The 21090-nt window shown below is 69.2% G+C and carries 22 protein-coding genes and 1 pseudogene; 8 read left to right on the forward strand and 15 right to left on the reverse strand.

What is annotated here, in order from left to right; all coding sequences use genetic code 11:
• Nucleotides 1–172 precede the first annotated feature (172 nt).
• From AB7O82_RS24515 to AB7O82_RS24525, 3 genes are all read left to right on the forward strand, one after another.
• Nucleotides 173–919: a GntR family transcriptional regulator gene (locus AB7O82_RS24515; RefSeq protein WP_428545570.1), complete on the forward strand. Its 747-nt coding sequence runs from the start codon at nucleotides 173–175 to the stop codon at nucleotides 917–919.
• A gap of 16 nt (nucleotides 920–935) precedes the next feature.
• A complete protein-coding gene (locus AB7O82_RS24520; RefSeq protein ID WP_428545573.1) occupies nucleotides 936–1865 on the forward strand; it encodes an aminotransferase class IV in 930 nt (309 codons plus the stop codon).
• Between the two features lie 72 nt (nucleotides 1866–1937).
• Nucleotides 1938–2357, forward strand: a complete 420-nt coding sequence (locus tag AB7O82_RS24525; protein WP_428545576.1) for a CBS domain-containing protein — start codon at nucleotides 1938–1940, stop codon at nucleotides 2355–2357.
• A gap of 4 nt (nucleotides 2358–2361) precedes the next feature.
• On the opposite strand, the gene AB7O82_RS24530 is transcribed toward AB7O82_RS24525, so the two are convergent.
• Nucleotides 2362–4914 carry a cation-translocating P-type ATPase gene (locus AB7O82_RS24530; RefSeq protein ID WP_428545579.1) on the reverse strand — a complete coding sequence of 851 codons (2553 nt, stop codon included), beginning with the start codon at nucleotides 4912–4914 and terminating at the stop codon, nucleotides 2362–2364.
• 323 nt (nucleotides 4915–5237) lie between these two features.
• Between AB7O82_RS24530 and AB7O82_RS24535 the strand changes: the two genes are divergently transcribed.
• A complete protein-coding gene (locus AB7O82_RS24535) occupies nucleotides 5238–6737 on the forward strand; it encodes a thymidine phosphorylase family protein (RefSeq protein ID WP_428545582.1) in 1500 nt (499 codons plus the stop codon).
• A 27-nt stretch (nucleotides 6738–6764) separates the two neighbouring features.
• Here AB7O82_RS24535 and AB7O82_RS24540 read toward each other — a convergent pair whose 3' ends face one another.
• The 4 genes and pseudogenes from AB7O82_RS24540 to AB7O82_RS24555 all read right to left on the reverse strand — a co-directional run.
• On the reverse strand, nucleotides 6765–7505 hold the full coding sequence (locus tag AB7O82_RS24540; RefSeq protein WP_428620375.1) for a hypothetical protein: 741 nt from the start codon (nucleotides 7503–7505) through the stop codon (nucleotides 6765–6767).
• The gene (locus AB7O82_RS24545; RefSeq protein WP_428545588.1) at nucleotides 7502–7912 is read right to left on the reverse strand and encodes a RidA family protein; all 411 of its coding nucleotides are present in this window, start codon (nucleotides 7910–7912) and stop codon (nucleotides 7502–7504) included. Before AB7O82_RS24545 ends, AB7O82_RS24540 begins: the two co-directional genes overlap by 4 nt.
• A gap of 254 nt (nucleotides 7913–8166) precedes the next feature.
• Nucleotides 8167–11154, reverse strand: coding sequence for a TIR domain-containing protein (locus AB7O82_RS24550; RefSeq protein ID WP_428545591.1), 2988 nt, complete (start codon nucleotides 11152–11154; stop codon nucleotides 8167–8169).
• Nucleotides 11154–11336, reverse strand: a pseudogene (locus AB7O82_RS24555) (alpha/beta fold hydrolase); the annotation flags it as partial. The gene AB7O82_RS24550 and the pseudogene AB7O82_RS24555, both read right to left, overlap by 1 nt.
• Nucleotides 11337–11627: 291 nt before the next feature.
• On the opposite strand from AB7O82_RS24555, the gene AB7O82_RS24560 reads away from it, so the two are divergent.
• Complete coding sequence (locus AB7O82_RS24560; RefSeq protein WP_428545594.1) at nucleotides 11628–12551, forward strand: ABC transporter substrate-binding protein; 924 nt, start codon at nucleotides 11628–11630, stop codon at nucleotides 12549–12551.
• A gap of 100 nt (nucleotides 12552–12651) precedes the next feature.
• Here the strand turns inward: AB7O82_RS24560 and AB7O82_RS24565 are convergent, their stop codons facing one another.
• The 9 genes from AB7O82_RS24565 to AB7O82_RS24605 form a co-directional block, all read right to left on the reverse strand.
• On the reverse strand, nucleotides 12652–13503 hold the full coding sequence (locus AB7O82_RS24565; RefSeq protein ID WP_428620377.1) for a L,D-transpeptidase family protein: 852 nt from the start codon (nucleotides 13501–13503) through the stop codon (nucleotides 12652–12654).
• Between the two features lie 20 nt (nucleotides 13504–13523).
• On the reverse strand, nucleotides 13524–13964 hold the full coding sequence (locus tag AB7O82_RS24570) for a PaaI family thioesterase (RefSeq protein WP_428545600.1): 441 nt from the start codon (nucleotides 13962–13964) through the stop codon (nucleotides 13524–13526).
• 77 nt (nucleotides 13965–14041) lie between these two features.
• Complete coding sequence (locus AB7O82_RS24575; RefSeq protein WP_428545603.1) at nucleotides 14042–14278, reverse strand: glutaredoxin family protein; 237 nt, start codon at nucleotides 14276–14278, stop codon at nucleotides 14042–14044.
• A 4-nt stretch (nucleotides 14279–14282) separates the two neighbouring features.
• Nucleotides 14283–14651 carry a hypothetical protein gene (locus AB7O82_RS24580; RefSeq protein ID WP_428545606.1) on the reverse strand — a complete coding sequence of 123 codons (369 nt, stop codon included), beginning with the start codon at nucleotides 14649–14651 and terminating at the stop codon, nucleotides 14283–14285.
• A gap of 18 nt (nucleotides 14652–14669) precedes the next feature.
• A complete protein-coding gene (locus AB7O82_RS24585; RefSeq protein WP_428545609.1) occupies nucleotides 14670–15191 on the reverse strand; it encodes a hypothetical protein in 522 nt (173 codons plus the stop codon).
• Nucleotides 15192–15208: 17 nt separating this feature from the next.
• Nucleotides 15209–15517 (reverse strand): hypothetical protein, encoded by a 309-nt coding sequence (locus AB7O82_RS24590; RefSeq protein ID WP_428545612.1) that lies wholly within the window; start codon nucleotides 15515–15517, stop codon nucleotides 15209–15211.
• Between the two features lie 18 nt (nucleotides 15518–15535).
• The gene (locus AB7O82_RS24595; RefSeq protein ID WP_428545615.1) at nucleotides 15536–16024 is read right to left on the reverse strand and encodes a glycine/sarcosine/betaine reductase selenoprotein B family protein; all 489 of its coding nucleotides are present in this window, start codon (nucleotides 16022–16024) and stop codon (nucleotides 15536–15538) included.
• Between the two features lie 293 nt (nucleotides 16025–16317).
• Nucleotides 16318–16896: a hypothetical protein gene (locus tag AB7O82_RS24600; protein WP_428545618.1), complete on the reverse strand. Its 579-nt coding sequence runs from the start codon at nucleotides 16894–16896 to the stop codon at nucleotides 16318–16320.
• A 24-nt stretch (nucleotides 16897–16920) separates the two neighbouring features.
• Complete coding sequence (locus AB7O82_RS24605) at nucleotides 16921–17085, reverse strand: hypothetical protein (protein WP_428545621.1); 165 nt, start codon at nucleotides 17083–17085, stop codon at nucleotides 16921–16923.
• Here AB7O82_RS24605 and AB7O82_RS24610 point away from each other — a divergent pair.
• Together AB7O82_RS24610 and AB7O82_RS24615 are read left to right on the forward strand one after the other, a co-directional pair.
• Complete coding sequence (locus AB7O82_RS24610; protein WP_428545624.1) at nucleotides 17050–17514, forward strand: Bug family tripartite tricarboxylate transporter substrate binding protein; 465 nt, start codon at nucleotides 17050–17052, stop codon at nucleotides 17512–17514. The two genes, AB7O82_RS24605 and AB7O82_RS24610, sit on opposite strands and share 36 nt — an antisense overlap.
• A gap of 334 nt (nucleotides 17515–17848) precedes the next feature.
• Complete coding sequence (locus tag AB7O82_RS24615; RefSeq protein ID WP_428545627.1) at nucleotides 17849–18616, forward strand: enoyl-CoA hydratase/isomerase family protein; 768 nt, start codon at nucleotides 17849–17851, stop codon at nucleotides 18614–18616.
• A gap of 91 nt (nucleotides 18617–18707) precedes the next feature.
• Here the strand turns inward: AB7O82_RS24615 and AB7O82_RS24620 are convergent, their stop codons facing one another.
• Nucleotides 18708–20612, reverse strand: coding sequence for an ABC transporter substrate-binding protein (locus AB7O82_RS24620; protein WP_428545630.1), 1905 nt, complete (start codon nucleotides 20610–20612; stop codon nucleotides 18708–18710).
• 360 nt (nucleotides 20613–20972) lie between these two features.
• Between AB7O82_RS24620 and AB7O82_RS24625 the strand changes: the two genes are divergently transcribed.
• Nucleotides 20973–21090 (forward strand): NAD-dependent epimerase/dehydratase family protein (locus AB7O82_RS24625; protein ID WP_428620379.1); only part of this gene is annotated, 118 nt, incomplete at its 3' end.

Here is a 21090-nt window from a genome sequence, read left to right on the forward strand (position 1 = left end):
GTCCCGCGGGCTACCCGCCCGCTCATGGTTTTTCATGAGACAGGTGCGGGCGGGACGCCCGCGGTCCGCAAGACATGACCTTCCCTGCAAGAACGATGCCCCGCCGCGCGCCGGACGGCAATCCAAATTTGTGATCACAAACTGGTACGAGGTCGGCTATGCTGGCGGTCCAATGAGCCCTCGCGCCCCCGTCGACACGTCGCTGCGCAGCCAGGTCTACGGCCAGCTGCGCGATGGGCTGACGGCCGGCCGCTTGACGCCGGGCCAAAAGCTCACCTTCCGCACCATCGCGGGCTCGCTCGGCGTCAGCATGACGCCGGTGCGCGAGGCGATCCGGCGAATGGTGGCGGAGGGCGCCTTCGAGATGCAGCCCAACCGCTCGGTGCGCGTGCCGCTGATGACGCGCGACCGCGTGCTCGAGCTGCGCGACCTCCGGATGGCGGTCGAGGGCCTTGGCGCCGGGAAGGCGGCGCTGGTGGCGACGCGCACCGAGATCGCCCGCCTGCGCCGCATCGCCGAGGAATTGATGGCGGCGCGTCGCCGCGGCGATTTCGCGACCGACCGCGAGAAGATCCGCGAGTTCCATTTCAGCGTCGCCGCCATCGCCCGCCAGCCGGCGCTGCAGCGCATCGTCGAGGGCTTGTGGCTGCAGACCGGGCCCTATCTCAACCTGCTCTATCCCGACTACGTCGCCTCGCCGCGCGGACCCGAGCGCCGGCTGCGGCTGATCAGGGCGCTGCAGACGCGCGACGCGGCAATGGCGCGGCGCGAGATGGAAGCCGACATCGGCGGCGCGCTGACCTATGTCGCGGGGCTCGCCGACTCTTCGGGCCGGATCGCGCCCGCCTCGCCCGTTGCCGTCAAGCGCCGGCGCCGGCCGGCCTCCGCGCCGCCCGCCGGCGGCTTCGCCTTCGTCTGATCAGAAAGGAAACGACATGGCTCAACAGCTCAGCAATCAGCGCATCGCCTGGTTCAACGGCCAGTTCATGCCGGAAGGCCAGGTGATGATCCCGTTCCGCGACCGCAGCTGGAAGTACGGCGACGGCGCCTTCGACATGACGCGCACCTTCGAGGGCCAGCCGTTCCGGCTCAAGGAACACATCGATCGCTTCTATCGCTCGCTGCGCTACCTGCAGATCGATCCCGGCATCGGGCCCAAGGAGATGGTCGCCCACAGCGAGGAGGTCGTGGCGCGCAACGAGCATCTGCGTCCCGCCGTCGGCGACTGGTGGGTCGGCCAGCGCGTCAGCCGCGGCGTCGACGCGGTGGGCGACGAGGGCTGGGAGCACACCGGCCCCAATGTCGTGATCGAGGTGCTGCCGCTGCCGCTCGCCAAGCGCGCGCCGCTCTACCGCGACGGCGCCGAGGTGATTACCACGACGACGCGACGCACCGCGCCCTCGATGCTGTCGCCGCGCGCCAAGACGCACAACTACCTCAACATGATCATGGCCGAGAAGCCGGTGAAGGCGATGCGTCCCGATGCCTGGGCGATCCTGCTCGACGAGCACGGCAACCTCGCCGAGGGGCTGGGCAGCAACATCTTCATCGTGCGCGAGGGCCAGCTGTTCACGCCGTCGGAGCGCTACGTGCTGCCGGGCGTCAGCCGCCAGATGACCATGGACATGGCGAAGAAGCTCGGCATCGCCTGCACGGCCGGCGACATCGACCTGTTCGACGCGGCCAATGCCGAGGAGATGTTCCTCACCTCGACCAGCCTCTGCATCCTGCCGGTCAGGAGCTTCAACGGCGCGCCCGTCGCCGACGGCAAGACGCCGGGCCCGATCACCAGGAAGCTGATCGACGCCTACTCGAAGGACGTCGGCTGTGATTTCGTGGGCCAGTACCTCAAGTTCCTGCAATAGGGTTGATCTCGATCAAGTCGACTGCGCCGACGAGCGGGCAGAAGGATGGGCCATCCTTCTGCAGAGGCCGCCATGCGCAAGCTACGCGACATCATCCTGGAGCAGCACCCGCTGATCATGAGTGAGACGGCGAGCGTCAACGCCGCCTGCGAGCGGATGCGCGACAGCCAGGCCGGCTCCGTGCTGGTGACCGGCGAGACCGGTCGGCTGGTCGGCATCTTCACCGGTCGCGATGCGGTGTGCCGCGTGCTGGCAGAAGGCCGCGACGCGGTGGGCACGCGACTGGGCCAGGTGATGACGCCCAGCCCCGCCACCCTGTCGCCCGAGCAGACCGCCATCGACGCGCTGCGGCTGATGTGGGACGGCGGCTTCCGCCACGTTCCGCTGGTTGCCAACGGCCGTATCCTGGGAGTCGTCTCGCGCGGCGATTTCAAGGGCCTCGAGCAGGCCCGCCACGACGACGAGCGCGACCTGTGGGAGCACATGCGCTGAAGGCTCACGTCCGGAAGGCGCTGCGCCAGTAGGGCTTGATCGCCTCCATGGTCAGCAGGACGGCGGCTCCGGCCGCCACCGACACCGCGAGGTCGTCGACGTGAAAGGGGCCGAAGCGGAACAGGCTCATGGCCGGCGGCCAAACGAGCGCGACGGCGAGCACGGCGCCGACGAACGCCAGCAGCCACCACAGGAAGCGGTTCGGACGGCGTACGGCGGCGAGCAGGGAGGACGAGAACGTCCGGTTGATCAGGATGAGCCCGACGTTGACCAGCACCAGCGAGGTGAACATCAGCGCCCGCAGCTCGTCGTCCGGCATGCCGCGGCCGATCCCCAACAGCAGCACGCCGGCCAGCGCGGCCAGGGCCAGCGCGCCCTGCAGCACGCCCCAGAGCGCCATCGCCGGGGACAGCAGCCGGCTCGACGCCGGCCGCGGCGGCCGGCGCATCAGGTCGCGTTCCTCGGTCTCGTCCTCGAAGACGATCGAGCAGGCCGGGTCGATCACCATCTCGAGGAAGGCGATGTGCACGGGCGTCAGCATGAACGGCAGGCCGAACAGGAGCGGCAGCAGCGCGAGGCCGGCGATCGGCACGTGCAGCGCCACGATGTAGGCGCTGGCCTTGCGCAGATTGTCGTAGATCCGCCGGCCCAGCCGGATGGTGCGGACGATCGAGCCGAAATCGTCGTCCAGCAGCACGATCGAGGAGGCTTCGCGCGCAACGTCGGTGCCGCGTCCGCCCATGGCGATGCCGATATGCGCCGCCTTGAGGGCGGGCGCGTCGTTCACGCCGTCTCCCGTCATGGCGACGATCTCGCCGTCGGCCTTGAGCGCCTCGACCAGGCGCAGCTTCTGCTCGGGCATGATGCGGGCGAAGACGCTGGTCGTCCGCAGCCGCTGCCGCAGCGCCTCCTGGTCGAGCCCCGCCAGCTCGGTGCCGTCGATCGGCGCGCCGGCCTCGAGGCCGGCCTGCTCGGCGATGGCGCGCGCCGTGGCCGGATAGTCGCCGGTGATCATGATGACGCGCACATTGGCCGAGCGGCATTCGGCGATGGCCGCAGGAACGTTGGCGCGCAGCGGATCGCTGAAGCCCACGAGGCCCAGGAACTCGAAGGTGAAACCCGTTGGCGAGTCGGGCAATGCCACCTCGCCATGGCTGGCCGCGGCGACGCCTAGGACGCGCACGCCACGGCGCGCCATCTCGTCGACCGATCGGCGCAGCCAGGCGAGGTCGTCCTCGCCCAGCCGGCAGAGCGCACCGATCGCCTCCGGCGCACCTTTTGCCCTGATGTCGCAGCCGGCGGCGCCGTCCTGGCGCCAGGCATTGGTCATGGCGAGCAGCGTCGGCCGTAGCCCGTAGTGCCGAGCCAGCGTGCGGCCGGCACCGCCCTCGGTCGTCGCGCCGGCGAGCTCGGCGATCGCCTTCTCCATCGGGTCGGTGGGCTGCGCCGCGCTGGCGAGCATCGCCGCCTCGATCATCGTCGCCAGAGCCTGCGGCACGGGCTGTCCATCGTCGCGCCGCCAGTGCAGAGCGGGTGTGCGCAGCTCGGCGATCGCCATGCGATTCTCGGTCAATGTCCCGGTCTTGTCGGTGCACAGCACGGTGGCGGCGCCGAGCATCTCGATCGCGGTGGCGCGGCGGGTCAGCACGCGGGCGCGCGACAGCCGCCAGGCGCCCATGACCATGAAGGCGGTCAGCACCAGCGGAAATTCCTCGGGCAGCATCGACATGCCGAGCGCGATCCCGCCCAGCACCGCCTGCAGCCAGTCGCCGTGCACCAGCCCGTAGAGGACGATGACCAGCAGGGTTGCGGCGATGCCCACCGCGGCGAAAATGCGGACCAGGGCGCGCGTCTCGGTCTGCAGGCGCGGCGGCTCGGGCGCGATGCGGCGCAGCGACTGGCCGATGCGGCCGAGCTCGGTGCGTGGCCCGGTCGCCGCCACGACCGCCAGGCCCTCGCCGCGCACGACGAGCGTCCCGGAATAAACGAATGGCGTGCCCTCGCCGCCTGGCCGCTCGAGGGCCGCCCGGTGCAGCGCGGCCGACTTGTGGACCGCGACCGATTCCCCGGTCAGCAGGGATTCGTCGACCATGATCTCACGCGCCGCGAGCAGCACCGCATCGGCGGCGACCCGATCGCCCTCGAGCACGGCGATGACGTCGCCGCGCACGACCTCGCGGCCGGGAATGCGCCGGCGCTGGCCGTCGCGCACGACCAGCGCGCGCGGGCTGGCCACCTCGCGCAGGGCGTCGAGCACGCGCTCGCTGCGGGTCTCCTGGACCACGGTGATGACGACCGAGAGCGTCGCGAATGCCAGCAGGATGAGGGCCTCGCCGAGATCGCCCAGCACGAGATAGATCGCGCCGGCGCCCAGCAGCAGGGCGAACATCGGCTCGCGCAGCACGTCGCCGACGATATGCAGGAGCGTGCGATGCTCGGTGGAAGGGATCTCGTTGAAGCCCTCGGCGCGCAGGCGAGCCGCCGCCTCGGCTTCGGTCAATCCGACATTCAAATCGGGAGTATCGGATGTGGGCGAGCGCGAGCTGGGGGAGGTCATCGGCCTGCAACTCACCACAGGCCGGCCGGTGAGGGAAGGCAGCCGTGGGCGCGTGCAGGGCACTCGCATCTGGCAAACGAGGACCGTGAAAAAATGACTGCTCCTGTCGCAGCGACACTGTTCATCCCGAGCGCAGCGGGCGGACCTTCGTCGCGGCCTCAAAGGTCCTTCCGCTGCGCTCGAGATGTCAGCAATCCTGCAGACAGGATGCACCACCGGTGCGAGGTGCCGGGTGCGCTCGCCATGAAAGCGGCCGGTGGATCCGGCGCGGCTGCTCGAGCTTTGCGTCCGGACGATTCGCCAAGTAAAGACCATGGCAGCCGATGCTGCGTGTCAGGAAGCTTGGGATCGATACCAGTCAGGAAACCGTCGCGTTCCTGTCGCGGCACTGTGCCGTGTATCGCGCCGAGGAATTCATCGCCCTGGCGCGCATCGAGATCGCCGGACGGCAGCGCCGGATCGTCGCTACGCTGAACGTGGTCGACGATCCCGCGATCCTCGGGCCGGACGAGCTCGGCCTGTCGCTCCTGGCGTTTCGCCAGCTCGACCTGCCGGAAGGGGACAGCGTCGAGATCGCGCAGGCGGCGGCGCCGGCGAGCCTCGACCATGTTCGGGCCAAGATCGACGGCGAGGAGCTGTCGGCCGAAGCCTATCGCGCCATCGCCGAGGACCTCGCCGCACACCGCTATTCCAAGATGGAGATCGCCGCCTTCCTGATCGCCTCGGCGCGCTTCACCACGGCGCCCGAGGTGCTGTCGCTCACCCGCGCCATGGCCGCGGTCGGCAGCCGGCTGGCCTGGAACGGCGGCATGGTGGTCGACAAGCATTGCATCGGCGGCGTGCCGGGCAACCGCACGTCGATGATCGTCGTGCCGATCGTGGCGGCGCACGGCCTGCTGATCCCCAAGACCTCCTCGCGCGCCATCACGTCGCCCGCCGGGACGGCCGACACGATGGAGGTGCTGGCCCGGGTCGATCTCGGCCCCGACGAGATGCGCGAGGTCGTGGCGCGGGAGAAGGGCTGCCTGGTGTGGGGCGGCCATGCCAACCTGTCGCCGGCCGACGACGTGCTGATCACCGTCGAGCGGCCGCTGTCGATCGATACGCCCGAGCAGATGGTGGCATCGATCCTGTCGAAGAAGCTGGCGGCCGGCTCGACCCACCTTCTGCTCGACCTGCCGGTCGGACCGACCGCGAAACTGCGCGACCGCAATCGCTTCGTGACCCTGCGCAAGCTCTTCGAGTACGTCTCCGACCAGCTCGGCCTGCAGACCATGGTGGTGGCGACCGACGGAAGCCAGCCGATCGGCCGCGGCATAGGCCCCTGGTTCGAGGCGCGCGATGTCATGCAGGTCCTGGAAGGCGATCCGGCGGCGCCGCGCGATCTTGCCGAGCGCGCCGTCTTTCTTGCCGGCCACGTGCTCGAGTTCGACCCGGCCCTGCGCGGCGGGCAGGGGATCGCCCGGGCGCGCGCGCTACTCGAGAGCGGCGCGGCGCTGCAGAAGATGCGCGCCATCATGGCGGCCCAGGGGCCGCCGCCGGCCGCCTGCGCGCCTGGGCGGCTGGTGCAGGATGTCGTCTCGCCAAGGGATGGCGTGGTGAGCGCCATCGATTGCCTGCGCCTGGCGCGGATCGCCCGGCTGGCCGGCGCACCGATCGACAAGGGCGCCGGCGTCGATCTCTTCAAGAAGATCGGCCAGCCGGTCGACAGGGGCGAGCCGCTGTACCGCATCCATGCCGCCTTCGACGCCGACTTCCGCTTTGCTGCCAGGCTCGCCGCCGAGGGTGATGGCTACGCCATCGCGGGCCGCGCAGCGGTGTGACCGATCGCACCGTGTTCCTGGAGTGGATCAGCCGCCGACCGGGCGGAAGAAGGTGATGACCGGGCGGAACTGCCAGCCGGCATCCGTGACAAGGTCGATGATCGGGTTCTTCAGCTCCTTGAGCGAGAAGGTGTAGGCGTAGCTCAGATCGAGCGTCGGCTGGCCGTTGCGGATCTGCAGCCCGAAGACTCCCTCATGCTGGTGCTGGTGGAAATTGATGCCGTAAGTCGTCTGCCAGCGCAGGGTCGCGGCGCCAAGTGTGACGCCGGCCGACCAATCGAGCTCGGCGTGGCGCTCGATCGCCCGCACGACCCGATTGCGTTCGTCGAGCCGTAGCGCGAGCCGGAAGGTGCGGCGCAGCCCATGGGCGCGCATGGAATCGAGCCACGTGGCGTCGGCGTAGCGCCAGTCGACGACAAGCTCGTCGGGGCGACGGCCGGTGCCGACCTGCCAGGGTGCGCGCAGACTGTTGAGCGCCAGCAGGCGTGAAGCGAGCTGCGTGGCGGAGACCGGTGCGGCGCCCGGCCCCGGTCCGACCGTCGAGGCCCACGACGCCATGCGACCGAACACGAAGAGCTGCGCCACCACCCAGGCGCCGGTGAACAACCCGACCGCGGTGACCTCGCTGCTGGTCGGAAGTCGGCCGGTATGGCCGTGCGGTGGCGGCCATTGCAGCGGACCGATGAAGATCTGCGCGATGCCGATGACGATCACCGGCACGACGATCATTCCGGCGACGTACCCGAAGAACCAGAGGATGCGCATCAATCCGGGATGACGACGTCGATGTCGAACTCGACCAGCATGTCGGCCATCGCCAGGCCGGCGATGATCAGGCCGGTGCCGCACGGCGCGACGCCCTGCAGGTGGCGGGCGACGGTGTTGTAGACCGGCTCGCGGTGGGCGCGGTCGAGCAGGTAGGTCGTGATCTTGCAGACATGCTGGAGCGTGCCGCCGGCCTCCTCGACCAGGATCTTCAGGTTCTTCATTGCCTGGTCGGCTTGCGCCGCCGGATCGCCCTTGCCATGGAACGTGCCGTCGAGGTCGAAGCCAGTGAGGCCGGCGATGAACAGGCTGCGCCCTCTCGCGCGGACCATCAGCGAGACGTCGTAGTCGATCGTCTGGTTGGGCCAGCGCCCCATCGTGTTGAAGCGGCGAAACCGTTCGTGGGCCATGCTCGTCCTCCATGTGCCGTCCAGAGCATTCGCATATATCAAACAATGCCGTCAGCCCGACCCGAGCCGACCGCGGCGCCTGCGCCGAGCGTAGTCGAAGGAAGACGTAGGGGGACCTTTCTGGTTTCAGCATCAGAAAGGTCCCGCGACTGCGCCGCCAATGGCGCTGTAGACAGCGCCCATTCGGGCGGCTCCGCTCGGGATGACGGATTCTCTTGGCATGTGCGTATGCTCTGCGCAGCCGCGAGGTCCGGCTATGTGCCGGCGGCTCCTGCGCCGGCCAGGGCCGATGCCAGGGCGGCCATTTCCGGATCCTCCGGGATCAGCGCCTGCGCCCTGGCAAAGGCTTGGCGCGCTGCTTCGAGGTCGCCGCGCGCCAGGCGCAGCCGGGCGATGCGCTTGAAGGCGTAGCCGAATTGCGGCGCGGCATCCGCCACGGCCTCGAAGTCGGCGAGCGCGCCGGCGGCCTCGCCGGTCACCTCGCGCGCCATGCCGCGCCACCAGCGGAAGTTCGGGTCGTCGGGGAATTGCGCGACGCAGCGGTCGGCCAAGCGCACGGCCTCGTGCGGCGGGCCGCTCCGGTCGAGGAGGGCCTCGAAGGACGTCGACAGCGCGCCATGCCCGCCGGAGGGCTGGCCGAGCAGGGCGAGTGCGTCGTCGTCGCCCGAGCCGTCGGCGCGCACGGCCTGCTCGACCAGCGGCTGCCACAGGTCGGGGCGCGGGACGCCCTTGCCGCCGAGATCGACCCTGATCGATTCCTTGCCTTCTTCGTCGATGTCGAACGAAGCGCCACGCGGCGCCTGCGGCCGCTCGACCGCACGCAGGTAGGTGGCGAGGTCGTTGCGGGCGGCGGCGGTCTTCTCGCTGCGCAGCGCGTCGACCAGGGCTTGCCACGAGGTTTCGGCGTGCCGCACGCCGAGCGCCTCGGCCGCCTTCTGCCTGACATCAGGGTCGGATTCGCGGCGCAGCATCTGCAGCAGCGCAGCGCGTAGCCACGCCGCGGAGAAGCCGCCGGCGGCTCCCGACTCGCCCAGCAGCTCGAGCGCCTCGCCGAGCACGGCGACGACGATGCCGCGCACCGCAGCAGACGAGTCGTCGGTACGCGAGGCGGCGTGGGTGAGGAGGGCACGCAACGGCGCGTCGGGCGCGCGCATCAGGTTGGCCAGCACCGGCATGCCATTTTTGCGTACGGCGTCGACGGGTTCGCTTGCCAGCGCCTGCCACAGCGGCTCGAGCACGACGGGCGCGCTGTAGGCACCGGCGTGCACGATCGCATGCCAGCGCGGCGCATCGCGTGGATCCTCGAGGAGGCCGGCGATGATCCGGGCCACCTCGGGCATGCGGCCGAGCGGCTGGAGGGCCGCGGGCAGGTCGGCGACTTCCTTTTCGTCACCGCGCGCCAGCACGGCGTTGGCGCGCGCCTCGACGATCGCCCCGGCGCCGAAGGCCGAGGCCCAGCCGGCACCGACATAACGCAGGCCGCGCCAGTCGGTGTCGCCGAGATGTGTCAAGGCGGCGGCCGCACCGAAGCGGCGGCCTGCCTCGACGACGGCCTGTGGAAACTCCGGCGCGCGGTTGATCCGCGCGACCATCGGCGCCAGGCCCTTGATCAGATGCCGGCCAAGCTCGCGCGTCACCCCGAGAGCAAGACGATTCTTCTCTATCGAGTCGGCGAGGCGATCGAGCAGCACGCGCTCGCCGTCCATCGCCGTGCGATGGCGCACGAAGCTCGCCGTTACGCGGTGCAGGCGCCAGGTACGATGGCCGTCGCTGCCGGTCGCCGGTTGCAGCCAGCCGCGCCGCGCCAGCAGCGCGCGCTCGGCGGCCGTAGCGAACAGGTCGACCAGCGACTCACCGAGCGCCCATGGCTCGAGCCGGGCCAGCGCCGCCAGAGCCTGGTGAGCCGAGGTCTGCCGTTCGAGCGCGGCGAGCGAGGCGCCCAGCGCATCGCCGATGCCGCGCAGTGTGCCCGCTGGCATCACCTCGGCGAGCTGGGCGACCTCCTCGTCGAGCGCCGGCGCCGGCTCGGTCGTGTCGACCGCGGCGCGCAGCGCCTCCGCCGCGAGGCTGCCGTCGGCCAGGCCGGCCTGCAGGATGCCGAGCGCCAGGGGCAGGCCGCCGACCCAACGACAGATCGCCGACCAGTCGGCGCCGGACAGCCAGCGCGGGTCGACGTCGGGACGGGTAAGCACGCGCACCGCCGCGTCGGCCGGCAGGGCATCGACGACGAGAGTCTCGTCGCAGCCGTGCACCTGCGGGCGTCGCGACGTCAGCAGCAGGCTGACGTGGCCGAGCGGCGGGCACCAATGATCGAGCGGCGCCGGCTGCTGCCCGGCCTGCGGCTCGGGCAGGTTGTCGACGACCCAAAGAATGCGCTGGCCGCTCGCCGCGCGCGCGGCGCACGACTCCTTCAAGCCCGGGCCCTTCGGACTCGAGCCGGCCGCGGCGGCCGTCGCAGCCGGCGCGAGGAGCGGGCCCAGGGCGTCGATCTGGCCGCGCCACTGCTCGTCGGGCACGTCGGCGTCGAGCCAGCAGACGACGTCGTAGTGGCGCGGCCCGGCGCGCCGCAGGAACTCGGCGGCGAGCTGGCTCTTGCCCGAGCCGGCGCCGCCATGCAGCAGCAGGCTGCGCCCGCGTCCGCCGGCGCGCCGCGTCTCCAGGCCGCGAAAGATCCGCCACAGCGTGTGCTCGCGGCCGATGAAGCCGTCGCCCAGTGACTCGGGCGCGGTGTCCACCGCGACGCGTTGTTGGGCACGCCACGGCAGCGGCGGAGTCATGCCCTCCGGCCGCAGCGCGCTTTCCGCCGGCACGTCGAGCGAGCGGTCGAGCCCCGCGCCGAGCGCGCGCGCGACCATGGCGGCGATCGCCGCGGTCTCGTTGGCCTGCGGCCAGGCGCGCCGCGCCAGGGCGGGCGGCAGGTGCAGCAGCAGCGAGTCGAGGTCGCCCTCGGGCGGCAGCGCGATCAGCACGCCACGCTCCTCGCCGTCGCCGCCGAGCGCGGCCTCGAATTCGCGCACGCACCAGGGCCGGGCGAAGTACAGCGCGTCGGCGAAGACGACGACGGCGCGCGACGCCGCCACCGCGGCGGCAAGCTCGTCCGGGAACTGCGCCCCGGGCACGATGTCGCTGGTGTCGAGAAATACCCGGTCGGCCGGGAGCGTGCCGCACAACGCCTCGCGCAGCGCGATGGCGTGCGGCCGTGAGGCCGCCCGCGAATAGGAGAGGAAGACGTCGTAGGTCATCAGCTCCCTGCGAAGGCCAGCAAGTCCGGATTGAGCACGTCGGCATGGGTGGTCAGCATGCCGTGCGGGAAGCCCGGATAGGTCTTCAGGGTACCGTTCTTCAACAGCTTGATCGAGAGCTTTGCGGCGTCGTCGATCGGAACGACCTGGTCGTCATCGCCATGCAGCACGAGCGTGGGCACTATTTTTCAACGATCCAATGTGTGGCCCATCCTTCGAGCCGGCCGCTGCGCGGCCTCCTCAGGATGAGGAACGCCTATGGGGCACCTCCCCCGATTCGGCGCTGTTTACAGCGCCACAGCGGGAGGAAAAGGAGATGCGTCCACGCCGTAGCGGCAAAGCTGGGAAGGAGAATGAGCGTGCGCCCATAGGCGAACTGCACCGAGTGCGTTCCTTGTACGCCGCACGATGGGCGCTGGTCGCCCATCTTCGGAGCTTGCGCGCCGGTACGCCCGGCGCGCATCGTACCCGCCATGTCGATCAGGCTTCAGGAATCGCTGCGTGCCGTCTTCTATGCGCCGTTCTACGTCGCGCTGGCGCGCGGCGCCTTCGCCGCCGAGGGCGTTGAGATCGAGTTCGTCAGCTCGCCGCGACCGCGGGACGCGGCGCTGCGGCTGATGGACGGCACCGTCGATGTCTGCTGGGGCGGACCGATGCGCGTCATGGAGACCTACCAGGTGATGCCGGGTTGCGACATCGTCTGCTTCGCAGAGGTGGTGACGCGCGATCCGTTCCTGCTGCTGGGCCGCCGGCCCAATCCGGGCTTCGTTGTGAGCGACCTCGCCACCTCGAGGCTGGCGACAGTGAGCGAGGTGCCGACGCCGTGGCTCTGCCTGCAGCATGATCTCCGGCTGGCCGGGCTCGACCCGGACGGGCTCGCGCGCATCGCCGACCGGTCGATGGCCGACAATGTCGCGGCGCTCGAGGCCGGCGAGGTCGACGTCGTGCAGGTCTTCGAGCCCTTCGCCAGCCTGCTCGAAGCCAGGCAAGCCGGCCATGTCTGGTACGCGGCGGCGCATCGCGGGCCGACCGCGTACACCACCTTCTATGCGCGGCGCGGCACGATCCAGGGCCGGCGGGACGAATTGCTGCGCATGGTGCGCGCCATCGCCCGCACGGAGAAGTGGGTGGCGCGCGCCGGTGCGGCAGAGATCGCGAGCGCGATCGCGAGCTACTTTGCGGAGCTGCCGACCGCGCTCCTCGAGGCCGCCTGCGCTCGCTACAAGGATCTCGAAATCTGGAGCCAGACCCCCGTGCATCCCCGCGATGGTTACGAGCGCTTGCGTGCCGGCCTGGTTTCGGGCGGTTTCGTGTCGCCAGGCACGCCCTTCGAGATGGCCGTCGACAATTCCCTGGCCGAGCAGGTCGCGGCGGAGGGATTGCCGCCGCTGCCGTAGGCAGCCTGTTCCCACTCCTTCTTCGCCGCATTCCCATCTTCATTCTCCTCCCCTGGCAGCGCTGGGACGTGCCCGGCATACGGGGCGCAGGGGCCATGGCTCATTGCTGGGAGCGCGCCACTCCGATGGCGCTCATGGGGATGCGCAATCGACAAGAAGAGCGCCATCGGAGTGGCGCGCTCCCAGCAAATGACCCCCCGTCGCCGATCGTGGTGCCGCTGCGGGCGCGCGGCAAGCCGGGACATCCCGCCGGCGCGGGCTCTGCGACGGCGACGCGCTGCTCGGCGGGCAGGCGAGCGGCCTGCGTCCGATAGGCGAGGACGACCGGGATGGTCTCGGGCAGGGGAACCGAGGTGGTCGTGCCGCGCGCGATCATCGCATCGACGTCGCGCGGCGTGACGCCGAGTGCCCAGGCGGCCAGCGGGCGTGCCTGCTCGACACGCACGCAACCGTGGCTCAAGGCCCGTTGCGAGCGGTTGAACAGCTCCTTCTGGTTCGTGTCGTGAAGGAAGATGAGCTGGTCGTTGGCGAGCTCGAACAGGATGCGGCCGAGCGGGTTGTTGGGGCCCGGCGGCACGTAGCGCAGTCCCTCGTTGCGCATCATGGCCGGCGTCGGCGTCCACGATGGGTTGAACTTGATGGCGTACATCGAGGTGACGAGCTGCGGGGTGGGCGTCTGCGGCCGTCCGACGATGACGCGGCTGCGCAGCGCCGGCCTGCCGTCCTGGAAGGCGACCAGCTCGAAGGTCGCGATGTCGACGAGGACGTACTTGCCGCGCGCCGGAACGCCCGCCGGCGTTGGCGCCGGCCCGGCCGGCGGCGCGACGGTGGCGGCAGGCTGGTGCGCGGGCTCCGGCATCGCACATGCGGCAGCCATCAGTGCCGCCGCCGCGGCCAGCGGCTCGACCACGGCGCGCAGGGAGCGACCCCACCCGGCCGAGTGGAACGACATGGTGTGCGACCCTCGGTCGGTCAGGGCTTGCCTGCAGCGCCCGTCGGCGGAGCGTCGAACAGGCGGAATATCGCGGTTGCGGTCAGCAGGAGATCATCCGCCGCGCTGGCGTCTGCGTCGAGGAACGCCATGGTGCGCGTGAGCTTGCGCAGCCGGGCCCTGCCGGTGACCCAGCCGCCTGCCGGCACGCCGGCGACGAACTGCAAGTTCAAGGCCACGGTCGCGCACAGGCGTGCCGTTCGCGTGACCACGGCATGGCCGAGGAAAGTGTCGACGAAGGCGCCGACGGCGGCGCCGTGCAATACGCCGTTGGGGTTGCCGTGGCGGGCATCGCTCTGGAAGCCGTAGACGAGCTCGCCCGACGGTTCCCGGCCCCAGTAGTAGGGGCCGTTGTGGGCGATGAAGCCGTCGTTCTCGGCGAACGGCGTGAACGTGATGTCGGTCGGCTTTTCGGCAGGCATGCAACTCCTCGGAACCATCGTCGGCAAAGGCGGCATCGTAGCGCCTGCGCCGCCGATCGGGGAGCAGCCGAACGTCTCTACGGTTTCAGCACGGCGTCGAGCCGATCGGGCGCCAGCGCGGCCCCGGCGTAGAGGCGGCCGTCGACCTCGAGCGCCGGCGCGCTGCGGATGCCGTGTTCTTCCAGCCGCTCCGCCGCCTCCTCGTCCATCAGCAGATCGACGGTGCGGAAGGCCAGCCCGCGCGCCGCGAGCGCGCGCTTCAGCGCCTCGCAGGGCGCGCAGAGCGGCGTGGTGTAGACGACGATCGTCGGCATGGGCCTAGACCTTCCCCTCGGCCTTCAGCCGCCGGTAGGCTTCCTTCTTCCGCAGCCAGGCTTCACCCGCCTCGCCGGGCAGGAACGGCTGCTCCTCGGTGAAGATGAGGTCCTTCCAGCGCTGGCCCTTGCTCCAGGCCAGCCCGGCCTCGCGCGTCGTGCGCGGCGCCGTAGCCGTCTCCAGCAGCTGGAAGGCCATCTCCAGCACGGCGCTCTGCTGGCCCGGATCGAACGGCTCGCCGCATGGCGCGCCGAGCGGGAAGTCGACGAACAGCAGTCGCGGCACGGCGGCCGACTCGACGATGTCGCGCGCCGTGGCGATGACCACGGTGGGAATGCCGTTCGCTTCGAGGTGGCGGGCGACCAGACTCACGGTCTGGTGGCAGACGGGTCAAACCGGAACCAGCAGGGCGACGTCGACCGCCATGGCGCGGCACTGGCCCAGCACCTCGGGCGCATCGCGCTCGGTGGTCTTGCGCTGGCTGTAGGCATTGTAGACGCCGAGACAGTGCGGGGCGATCCGGCCGATGCGGCCGCGCGCCTGCGCCTCGTGCAGGCGGTCGATCGGGAAGTAGGCGTTGGGGTCGTCGAGCGAGGTGGCGTAGCGGTCGTAGCTTTGCGTGCGGCTGTAGAGCCTGTCCGACGGCGTGTCGGACGGTATGGCGTAGACGTTGCCCACTGCCTTGGTATCGGCATCCTCGGCGAAGCGCGCATCGCCCTGGATTGCGATCTCGCTGGTGGAGATCAGGGCGAGCGTGCTGGCCGCCAACGGCTTGGCGAGCGGCGTGAATGGCGCCTCCTCGTTGTGCGCCCAGTTGTACGGCTTGGCGTAGCCTTGCGAGGCGTAGTAGGCGCGCGTCTTGTCGATGTAGCGCACATAGGGCCGCGGCGCGTCCGGCAACAGCTCGCTCATGGCGTCCTCCTGTCTGTTCATTTTTTCAGTTGCCTGGCCAAAGCCTCCGGTGAGGGCGGAGCCGGGTCGAAGGCAAATGGCTTGGGCCATTGCAGTGGATCGTCGACGATGCGGCCCGGTGCGCGCGCCTCGACCGCGAGCTGCAGGGCGGCGCGCAGAATGCGGCGCTGAGTCGCCGCGTCACCCGCGGCGCCGAAATTGTTGCCCATCGGCGCATTGACGAAGTAGCTGCGCGGCGGGCGCACCAGCGCCGTGATGTCGCGGCCGGTCGAGACGCAGACCGTGGCGATGCCCGCCTCCTCGACCACCCGGCAGACCAGACCCACGGTCTGGTGATCGAGCGGTCAAGCCGGGACGGCGATGAAGAGATCGACCTCGTCTCGCTTGAGCTCGCGGGCGAGCGCCGGCGCCTTGTCGTCGAGCACCGCCTGGCGCTTGTAGATGCGGCCCATGAAGCCGCTCCACAGGCGCGGCGCGACCCCGCCGATCTCACCGTCGCGCGCCATCTCGCGCAGCCGGTCGATCGGGAAGATGCAATTCAGGTCGTGGTCGGCATCGGCGTGGTCGTAGTAGCTGTCGTGGATCTGGAAATCGTCGGACGGCGCGTCGCGCTCGATCGTGTCGAGACGAAAATCGTTGCGCGCATCGGGATTGAACGGCGGCATGGCACAGCGCGAGACACCGCCGCTGGTGAGCACGCTTACCGTGCACTGCGCCAGCGGCTTGGCGAGCGGGGCGAACGGCGCGTCGTCGTAGCGGCTCCAGTCGTAGGGTGGAAAGCCCATGGCGCCGTACTTCGCCGCCAGGGCATCGACGTATCGGATGTGATCCATCGCACCATGCCTCCGCAAGGCAAAAAGCGTAAGGCGGCTCGCGCGAGGCAGCAAGCGTACGACGCGGTGAGGGCCTGCGCTGCAGAATGGCACGCCGACGCGTCGTTATCGCGGGTCCGTTGTGACGAGGTGACGATCGCCAGGACCGGTCGGCGCGCCAGTCGGCGCCGAAACCGCGCGATTGGGCTCTTCAGCTCGCCGGCGAGAAGATTCAGGCAGGTCAAGTCCGGGGCGAGCAGGCCGTCCGGAGCCGAAACTCCTCGTGGCTCGACGTCGACGTCCGTGCGCATGTTTCAGGGCTGCCGGCAACGGGCTTCAGACCGGTCGGTCATTTGCTTGGTTGGCTTGCCCGTGCCGCCGGCCGGCGACCGCGTCACGCCCTTGCAGATCCCCGACGCAACGTCCCTGATCGCATCACCGAACTCGTCCTGATCCTTGCAAAGGGCATAGCAGAGCACCCAGCTGCGTTCGAAGCTGCCCCGGATGAAGGCATCCCATCCGCCGCGGTTGTAGTGAGACCAGTCCAGATGCGAAGCCTGGGAGTAGTAGTTGTCTATGAAATCCAGGTAGACATCGGCGACGGCCAGGATTCGATTCCGTTTCAGCTCGTCGTCGGGCAGCGGCTCGCGTGCGTAGAAATACGGTCGCATCTCGGGGTGCTCGACGAACAATCGGTTCAGCTCGCCGAGCTCCTGGCTGATGATCCCGTAGGCCTGGCTGTCGAGATTCTTCCTGAGATCGAGGAACTGGAAGTAGACGAAGGCTGCTCCGACAAGGCCGATGACCAGGCCGGGAACGGTCACGATCATCGTCACGAATTCGATCGGCTTCTCGAGCCTAGCCCTCCTGAGCGCATCTATGAACCTGGCCATCGACCGTCCCTGTGTCTGGCGCGATCACGGATGCGCCGCGATCAGCGCCTCCGCCGTCCGGACCCCGGTCAGCACGGTTTCCGGATCGGCGCCTGCCGGCTGCAACAGGCTGGTCGCTGCCGCAGTGTAGCCGGCGCCGGCCCACACCGTGCCATGCTTCTCCTGCTCGCGCACGAAGGCGAGGCTCACCGCCACCTTGCCCATCGCCGTCATGACGTCGAGGCCGGCAGCCGAGTCCTGGGCACCGCCCAGGATTTCGACGACGATCTGCCCGATGGCCTGGCCGGCCTGCAGCGGCAGCCGCAGAACGCGAAGTGCGATCCGCTGGCCGATTTCACACCCATCACGCTGGTCGGCCAGTCGCCGCTGATCCTGGTCGTGCCGGCGAGCAAGCCCTTCATGACCGTGAAGGACCTCGACGCCTACCTGAAGGCCAGCGGCAGCCGCGCTACATATGCCTCGTCGGGGCCGGCCGGCATCACCCAGTTCGGCGCCGAGGTCTACCTCAAGCGGGCGGGCGACCTCTCGGCCGTGCACGTATCCTATCGCGGCGGCGCGCCGATGATGGAGGCGCTGGCCAAGGGCGAGGCCGACTTTGGCGTCGCCGTGCTCGCCTGAGCTGTGCCGCTGATCAGCTCCGGCGCGATCCGCCCGCTGGGGCTGGCAACGCCCAGCGCCACGCCGCTGGCGCCAAGGTGCCGCAGCTCGCCGACCTCGGCATGAAGGACACCCCGACCTCGTGGGTCGTCATGATCGGGCCCAAGGGGCTGCCGGCCGGGATCGTCGCCCGCCTGAACGGGACCCAAGAGCGCCGTGACCGTGACCTGCCGACGAAGGCCGCGAGGGCCGCACTGCGAATGCAGCCTCCGACCAGCAGGTGAATTCCCGGTCGTCGGCGTGCCAGCATGAGCCTCTGATCGGGCGAGCCCGTGGCTCGCGGGAGGGACGGACCGTGAAGCTCGACTACGTCACCATCGAGAGGCGCGGCGGGATCGCCGTCGTCCGCTTTGACCGCAAGGCCAATCTCAATGCCTTCAACGAGAAGCTCGTGGTCGAGCTGACGCACGCGGCGCGCTCGTTCCACGACGATCTCGAGACCCATGCCGTGGTGCTGGCCGGCGCGCCCAATGGCTTCTCCGCCGGCTTCGATCTCAAGGCGACGGATGGCTGGACCAGCGAGACCGACGATCTGAAGCGCCGGCAGCGCGCCTATGGCGGGGTCCGCCTGTGCAAGGCCTGGGAAGCGATGCCGCAGATCACCATCGCCGCCATGGAGCGACTGGCCGTCGGCGCCGGCGTTGCCATCGCGCTCGCCTGCGATTGGCGCGTGATGGGGCGGGGCGCCTACCTCTACGTTCCGGAAGTGAAGATAGGCCTCAACCTGCAATGGGGCGCGCTGCCGCGCCTGATCAGCCTGGTCGGGCCGGCGCGCGCCAAGCGCATCTGCGTGCTGTGCGAGAAGATGCCGGCCGAGCAGGCGCTGGCATGGGGACTGGTCGAGGAAGTCGCCGAGGACGGCAAGACGGTCGAGCGGGCGCTCGAGCTGGCCGAGGTGGTGCTGTCGATGCCGGCTCCCACGGTGCGCATGGTCAAGGAGGCGGTCAACGCCACCGCCGGCGCGCTACACGCCGCGACCGCCTTTGCCGACGCCGACCAGAGCCAGCTCACGGCGACGTTTCGCCAAGCCAAGTCGGCGCGCGAGTCGTTTCGCAAGTCCTAGATGCTGGCAATCCCACTCCCGTCTGACTCGCATGACGGGGGTGGGATTGAAAATGTGTCCGCTCCGCAGCCGCGAGGCTCACGAGGAGGCGTTACTGGCTGACCCAGAACGTGTCGGGCCGGTAGAGACCGATGTATCCGCCGGGATCCCAGGCGAAGTAGCCTTCCTTCGGCACGTTGCGGACCTTCGGTCCGACCACCAGCGGTTGGCGAACGCCGTTCACCGTGCCGATCGTGAACACGTTGTCGGCATGGGCAGTGAGGATCTTGTCCCAGGCTGCGCGCCGGCCGGCTTCGTCGGAAGACTGTTCCCATTCGCGCAGGTAGTCGAGAAGGACGCTCGCTTCCGGCAGGTCGCATTTCTCGCCCTGGCGCTGCTTGGACTCGTAGAACAGGCCCCAGCGCGGCCATTGCAGAGCGCCCAGCATCGTCGGCGCGAACTCCTTGGGGCTGGTGTTGGCGGTCGGCACCGCGGTGACGACTCCGGCGAAGGCCGTCATGACGGCCTCGCCGGAGAAGGTCCGCAGACGGAGGTTTTCGCGCGTCTGCAGCTTGGGGAGCATCTTGATGCCGACCTTCTTCAACATCTCGCCCATCAGCTGCAGCGCATCGGCGTCCTCGGTGTCCTCGCCGCTGTGCTCGACCACCAGGGTCGCCGGCCGGCCATCGGCCAGCAGGCGGATGCCCTGGGCATCGCGCTTGTCGAGGCCGACCTCGTCGAGCAGCTTGTTGGCGAGCTTGGGATCGTGCTGGGCCCACTTGCTGGCGTACTCGGGCTTGAACAGCGTCGATCGCTCCATGATCGTGTTGTTCGACGGCCTGGCGACACCGAGAAAGACCACCTGGTTGAGCTCGTTGCGATCGATCGCCACCGACAGGGCGCGCCGGAAGCGGACGTCGCGGAAGACCTTGCGCCATTCCTCGTCGTTGGTGGTCAGGTTGGGAAAGAGGGCAATCTGGGCGCCCGAGCCGGTCTCCCACAACCGCACCTCGACACCCGACGTCTTGGCGCTCTTCTGCAAGAAGGTGTAGTCGCGCATGTTGAGGTAGCGGACCTGCAAGTCGGCTTCGCCCATGCCTGCCTTGGCGGGCACAAGGTTGGCCGCCGCGATCGTGAAGACGATGCGGTCGATGTAGGGCAGCTGCTGGCCCTTCTCGTCGACGTGGTGAAAGTAGGGGTTGCGCTGGAAGATGTAGCGCTGGGCCGAGCCGGGCGTGGTGTTGACCCATGGGTTGAGGCTCGGCAGGTCGACGTTGCTGTTGCCGTACATCACGTCGAGCTTCTTGAAGATCTGTACCCAGCTCTGCTGCCCGCCCTGGGCCGACTTGAGGATCTCTTCCTCCGGCGTGTACGTGGTATGGAACTTCTTCAGGTAGTGGGCCGGGCGGAACAGGAACAAGGGCGCGGCGCGGGCTTGGCTCTCGATGAAGTACGGGTTGGGCTTGTCCCAGGTGTACCGGATCGTCCGGTCATCGATGATCTCGACCTTGGGCGGCTTGCCGTCGACCATCAGCTCGACCGACGGGCCGCCCTTCGACAGCTTCTTGTTGTTGGCCACGTCCTCCCAGAAGAAGCGGAAATCCTCGGTGGTGAAGGGGTGCCCGTCGGACCATTTGTGGCCGGCCCGCAAGGTCAGCGTGAACTCGCGATTCTCCTTGGCCTCGAAGGCCTCGAGGATGTCGGGCCTGAGCTGGAACTTCTCGTCGTAGGAGATCAGACGGGTGTAGCTGTAGACGGTCATCAGGCGCGTATCGCGGGTGTTGGCCATCAGCATGTTCACCTGGCCCCCCGGTTGGCCGGGCCCATCGCCACCGGCAAATCGCCTGATGACCAGGGGATGCTGCGGCAGGCGCTGGTCGACCGGCGGCAGCGCTCCCGACTTGACCTGGTCGGCAAGCATCGGTGTCTCGACCATCTTGGGCAGCGGATCGCCCGCCCATGCCGGACCGCTGATCAGCCCCAGGAATGCGGATTGTACGAAGAGACGTCGCTTCATGATCGGCCTGCCCTGCTTGTTGGTCGAGTAAGACTATTGTTGTTGTCCAAGTCGATGAAATCGTCGGGTGTCGCCAAGGTTAACATTGTCGCGGGTCGCGGTGGCCGCCTTAATTTCTCCATTATTCACGCCGCCGTGCCGCGGATGAGTGAGCGATCCCGCAACCGCAAGTCCGTTGAAAGTCCGCCGCGCGAGGATCTTGCGGCGCCAGGCTGGAATGTGCGGCATGGTCTCGCGATGGCGATCATGGCTGGGGCACGCCCCCAGCGCATTTTGATGGGAGGCCCAGCACCCCCGGCGCACACTACGATGCTGGGAAAATGGGGCGGGTTGCCACCCCAATCTTGATAGGAGGAACGGATGTCGATTGTCGTCGTGGGGGGTGCCGGATTCATCGGTCGCCGCCTCATTCCAATCTTGGAGAAGCAGGGCGAGACCATCGTGTGCATGGACATCAACCCCAGCGCCGCGTCGTTCG

Source organism: Reyranella sp. (genome assembly GCF_050185545.1).
Taxonomy (GTDB): domain Bacteria; phylum Pseudomonadota; class Alphaproteobacteria; order Reyranellales; family Reyranellaceae; genus Reyranella.